The following is a 4,743-nucleotide window of genomic DNA, read 5'->3' as shown; positions in this document are numbered from 1 at the left end:
GATTATTCCAGACTTCATTTTACTCAGATATGAATTAGGCATAAGGTTGTAATTCTGGGTTAATTGGTGTATTGGCTAGGTTGTTAGCATAGTTACAGAGGCTGGCTAGGCTGACACCAAGAACCACATCCAAGGCATTTTGTTGGGTGTATCCAGCTTCTAGAAACTCAGCCAAGGCTTCATCTCCTACACGACCCTTGGTATTGATAACTGCCAAGGTAAACTTAGCTAGGGTGTCTAATTTAGGATCTGTTTCAATTGGAGTACGATTGCGAAGGGCTTGAAGAAGGTCATCGTTCATCTGGATTTGTTTGATGGAAAAAGCTGTGTGACCTGCGACGCAGAAGGCACAACCATTGGTTACGGCTGCCGTGATCTGCACCACTTCACGCTCAACGGGTGTCAGGCTGTTGCGACGATTGATGGCTCCGACAGTACGATAAGCCTCTAAAGCAGTTGGTGCATTAGCCAAGAGACCGATTAGGTTGGGAATATAGCCATTGTTATCTTTTTGTACTGTTTCAAGAACTTCTTTCACTTCTGCTGGTGCTGATTCTACTGTATGGATGGTAAATGTTGTCATCATAAAACCTCTTTTCATTTTGTTGAAATCTAGTCTATCACAGATTCTATACCGTGTATAATATATATTTTAAATTGCACCGATAGAAATTTTTTATGAAAGCAAAAAATCACACGCGAGGTGTGATTTCATTATTTATCAAAATACTTTTTAGTCTCAGCAATAATGACTGGCGATAAAACTAAGAGAGCAATCAAGTTTGGTAGAGCCATTAAGGCATTCACGATATCCGCGATAATCCAAACCATATCCAACTCGATAAATCCTCCCAACAAGACCATGAGTACAAAGACCACACGGTAAAGCCAGATAAAGCGAACCCCAAAGAGGAACTCAAAACAACGTTCCCCGTAGTAGTTCCAACCTAGAATTGTCGTAAAGGCAAAGAGCACAAGGAATATGGTCAAGAGGGCAGGTCCAAAGTGTGAAAAGACTGTTGAGAAGGCTGACTGAGTCAAGGCAACTCCATTCAAATCACCACTCCAAACACCAGTTACCAAGATGGTCAAACCAGTCAAGGTACAGATAATGAGTGTATCAATAAAGGTTCCTGTCATGGAAATCAAGCCTTGCTCTACTGGTTCATTTGTCTTAGCTGCAGCCGCTGCAATGGGAGCAGAACCCAGACCAGATTCGTTAGAAAAGACACCACGCGCCACACCATTTTGGATAGCCATCCGAATGCTAGCACCGGCAAATCCACCTACCGCAGCAACTGGACTAAAAGCTGATGTCAAAATTAAAGCGATTGTGCCAGGAATTTTCCCTATATTAAAGAAAATAACTGTAAGAGTTCCCAAAATATAAATGATAGCCATAAAAGGGACAACAGTAGTTGAAACCTTAGAAATGGACTTGAGTCCGCCAAAGACTGCAATCGCTACAAATACAGATAACACAAGAGCTGTGATGGCTGGCGAAATAGCCGTTGTATTTTGGATAGATTCTGTAATCGAGTTAACTTGAGTGAAGGTCCCAATCCCCAATAAAGCTACAAGCACACCTGCCAAGGCAAAGAAGATAGCAAGTGGACGCCACTTTTCTCCCATCCCTAGAAGGATATAGTGCATGGGACCTCCCGCTACTGCACCATGGTCGTCCTTGGTGCGGTATTTGATAGCTAGTAGTCCTTCCGCATACTTGGTAGCCATCCCAAAGAAAGCCGCCATCCACATCCAAAAGAGGGCTCCTGGGCCACCGACCTTGATAGCCGTCGCCACCCCGATAATATTTCCCGTACCAACTGTAGCTGCGAGGGCTGTACACAAGGCCGCAAAACTGGATACATCGCCATGCCCCTTGTCCTTAGTAAAAATAAGCTGGAAGGCCTTGGGCAAACGCAAAACCTGCAAGAGACCTAGACGGACAGTTAGGTAAATCCCTGTTCCGACCAAGAGAATCAAGAGGGGTGGGCCCCAAGCAAAAGCATCGATTGATTTAAGCAATTCTAACATTTCCTTCTCCTATCTTTTCAACCCCAAAAGAAAGAGCACATGTAAGATACATGTACTCTGGAATGCTTAGATAAATGCTAAAAAGCGGTCTATCCTAGCTCTGTCCTTTTACCTGAGAGTTTGAGCAGTTGCCTGCCTTGCCCCTTCGGTGCCTTTACGGTCTCTCCAGAGTTCCGTCCATTTACAGTCATGGAAAATCAAACGATTCCCCACTTCTATTAAACTTCATTCGGTGTTGGTATTTAATTGATTCTTATTTTACAAAAAATGTTGTCTTTTGTCAATGTGTTTATTAGTAAAAATTAGTTCAACAGTTTTTACTTTATGAATTCCGAAATATTTCTTATCCTTTAAAAGTGACAATAGTCGCACCACTGCCTCCAGCATTTTGTGGGGCATAGCCAAAACTCTTGATATGCTTGTTTCTTTGTAGGTATTTGGTGACACCTTCACGGATGACACCTGTTCCGATACCATGGATGATATCAACTTGAGCCATATTATTAAGCAAGGCTTGGTCGATAAAGGCATCTAGCTCATTCATAGCTTCTTCATAGCGTTTACCTCGAAGGTCCAGTCTGGCTTGAGGGCCTCGGCCAGATGTCCGTTTCACAACATTGACTTGTTTCTTCTTGACTGGTTTTTCTTGCTGAGCTTGAACAAGGTCAAATTCTTTCTCTTCCAAGGTCATCTTGATTAAACCAACTTGGGCTTCCCAACGGCCGTCCTTGAGTTGACTGGTCAAGGTACCACGCTGGCCATAACTGAGAACCACGATATCATCTCCCACCTTTGGAGCTCGTTTTTTCTTAGCTTTTTGAAGGACCTTATTTTTAGACAAGTCCACTTTTTCAGGAGCTAATTTTTTCAGCTTGGCCTTGGCTTCAATGATTTCGTGGGGCTTGAGTTGAGATTTACTGTGGAGATTTTTGAGAATCTGGTCACTTTCACTTAGGGCCATGTCCACAATCTCAGCAGCCTGTTCACGCGCCTTATTAAGCTCGGTTTCCTTTTCACGATTGAGCTCGTTGTAGAGTTTTTTAAGCGCACGATTTATCTTGAGATTTTCTTGCTCCACCTCACGGATATTGTCCAAGCGTTTACGGCTTTCCAGCGTCTGCTCTTCCAGTTGCTCAATGATCCGGTTGACGTCATTGTCCTGATCTACCTGCTGGCTGGCATCCCCTACGATAACTTCAGATAGGCCCAGACGTTTGGCAATTTCGAAGGCATTGCTTCGGCCAGGAACACCCTGCATAAAGCGATAAGTCGGGCGAAGAGTTGCAGTATCAAACTCCATGCTGGCATTTTGCACAAAGGCTGTCTCAATACCGTAGGCCTTGAGTTCCGGATAGTGAGTTGTAGCCATAGTCTTAACTTGACGCAGGCGAAGGTCCTCCAGAATAGCCATGGCAAGGGCGGCTCCCTCTTGAGGATCTGTACCAGCCCCCAACTCATCCAAGAGCAAGAGCGAATGCTGGTTGACCTCGCCAAGAATATCCACAATATTGGTCATGTGGCTAGAGAAGGTAGACAAGCTCTGCTCAATAGACTGCTCATCGCCAATATCGGCAAAGATTTCTTCAAAAATACCAACACGACTTCCCTTGTCTGCTAAAATCGGCAAACCAGACTGAGCCATAACCTGCGTCAAGCCCAGAGTTTTGAGCATGATAGTCTTACCACCAGTATTGGGACCTGTAATGACAATGGCTGTTAAATCTTGACCAAAATGGACATCATTTGCGACGGCATTTTTGACCAGAGGATGGCAGACATGGAGCAGTTGAATCTCTTGATTTTCTGATAGCTGAGGAACGACTGCTTGCCTCTCTTGGATAAAGCGGACCTTGGCACGAATCAAGTCCAGATGGCCGATAATCCAAGCATCATTGGCAATCTCAGCCGCATGAGGGCGAACACGCTCAGAAATTTCTTGGAGAATGCGAAGCATTTCATAGCGCTCATCTGCTCGCAGACTAGCGATTTCTTCGCTCAGTTTGACCACCTCACGGGGTTCGATATAGACGGTGTTTCCGCTGGCAGAAATATCATGAACAACACCTGCAATCTTATTACGGTAAGTGTTTTTGACAGGTAGAACCTGACGGCCATTTCTGCTGGCAACAATCCCTTCTGTCAACATCTGCGCTTTTTGCTTGAGCAGGTCCTGTAAAACATCGCGGACCTGACTCTCGCTATCATGGATTTTCCTACGGATGCGCGCCAATTCTTCACTGGCAAAATTTTCAATGAAACCTGCATCATTAAAGGCTTGGAGATTTCCTTGTAATTGCGGAAAATCATGTAATTTCTCAAACCAAAGGGCTAATTCTTCCAAGCTGACATTTTCCAGATTGGCGTAAAAACTTTGCAGTTCTCGGCTGGCAAGAAGCACGCGCTTCAAGAGTAGGAACTCCTCAATATTGAGGTCCGCCCCCATCTCCAAACGCTTGCAGACTCCTGCAATTTCCTTAGTTGCGAGAATGGTAAAATGCGGTTGCTCGACGAAAAGAGCCTGCATTTCCTTCATCTCAGCAAAAGCCTGCTTGATTTTATCTGCTTTGGCAGTCGGAGCCAGCTGTCTCAATTGCTCCAAGCCCTGCTCGGTCAACAAATGGGGTTCAAACAAGGCCTTGACCTTATTGAACTCTAATGTTTCTAATATTTTCTTGTTCATCGTTATTTCCTTGTCTTTGAATGTCT

Annotated in this window: 3 protein-coding genes and 1 riboswitch; all 3 genes read right to left on the bottom strand. The window is 44.5% G+C overall.

Annotated features, from left to right (window positions below; translation table 11 throughout):
- Positions 1-34: 34 nt before the first annotated feature.
- Positions 35-583, bottom strand: coding sequence for a carboxymuconolactone decarboxylase family protein (locus tag HMPREF1048_RS06105; protein ID WP_000206774.1), 549 nt, complete (start codon positions 581-583; stop codon positions 35-37).
- A gap of 131 nt (positions 584-714) precedes the next feature.
- On the bottom strand, positions 715-2,037 hold the full coding sequence (locus HMPREF1048_RS06100; protein WP_000891500.1) for an alanine/glycine:cation symporter family protein: 1,323 nt from the start codon (positions 2,035-2,037) through the stop codon (positions 715-717).
- Between the two features lie 90 nt (positions 2,038-2,127).
- A riboswitch (glycine riboswitch) is annotated at positions 2,128-2,216 on the bottom strand.
- A 164-nt stretch (positions 2,217-2,380) separates the two neighbouring features.
- Positions 2,381-4,717, bottom strand: coding sequence for an endonuclease MutS2 (locus tag HMPREF1048_RS06095; RefSeq protein WP_004248696.1), 2,337 nt, complete (start codon positions 4,715-4,717; stop codon positions 2,381-2,383).
- Between the last annotated feature and the right edge of the window lie 26 nt (positions 4,718-4,743).

Source organism: Streptococcus mitis SK575 (assembly GCF_000257865.1).
Classification (GTDB): domain Bacteria; phylum Bacillota; class Bacilli; order Lactobacillales; family Streptococcaceae; genus Streptococcus; species Streptococcus mitis_CQ.
Note: the sequence above shows the minus strand (reverse complement) of the source record. Positions and strands in the feature narration are given on the sequence as shown.

What these genes read in the sequence shown, in the direction of transcription:
- HMPREF1048_RS06105 (WP_000206774.1), bottom strand. Translation starts at nt 583, where the DNA reads ATGACAACATTTACCATCCATACAGTAGAATCAGCACCAGCAGAAGTG.
- HMPREF1048_RS06100 (WP_000891500.1), bottom strand. Translation starts at nt 2,037, where the DNA reads ATGTTAGAATTGCTTAAATCAATCGATGCTTTTGCTTGGGGCCCACCC.
- HMPREF1048_RS06095 (WP_004248696.1), bottom strand. Translation starts at nt 4,717, where the DNA reads ATGAACAAGAAAATATTAGAAACATTAGAGTTCAATAAGGTCAAGGCC.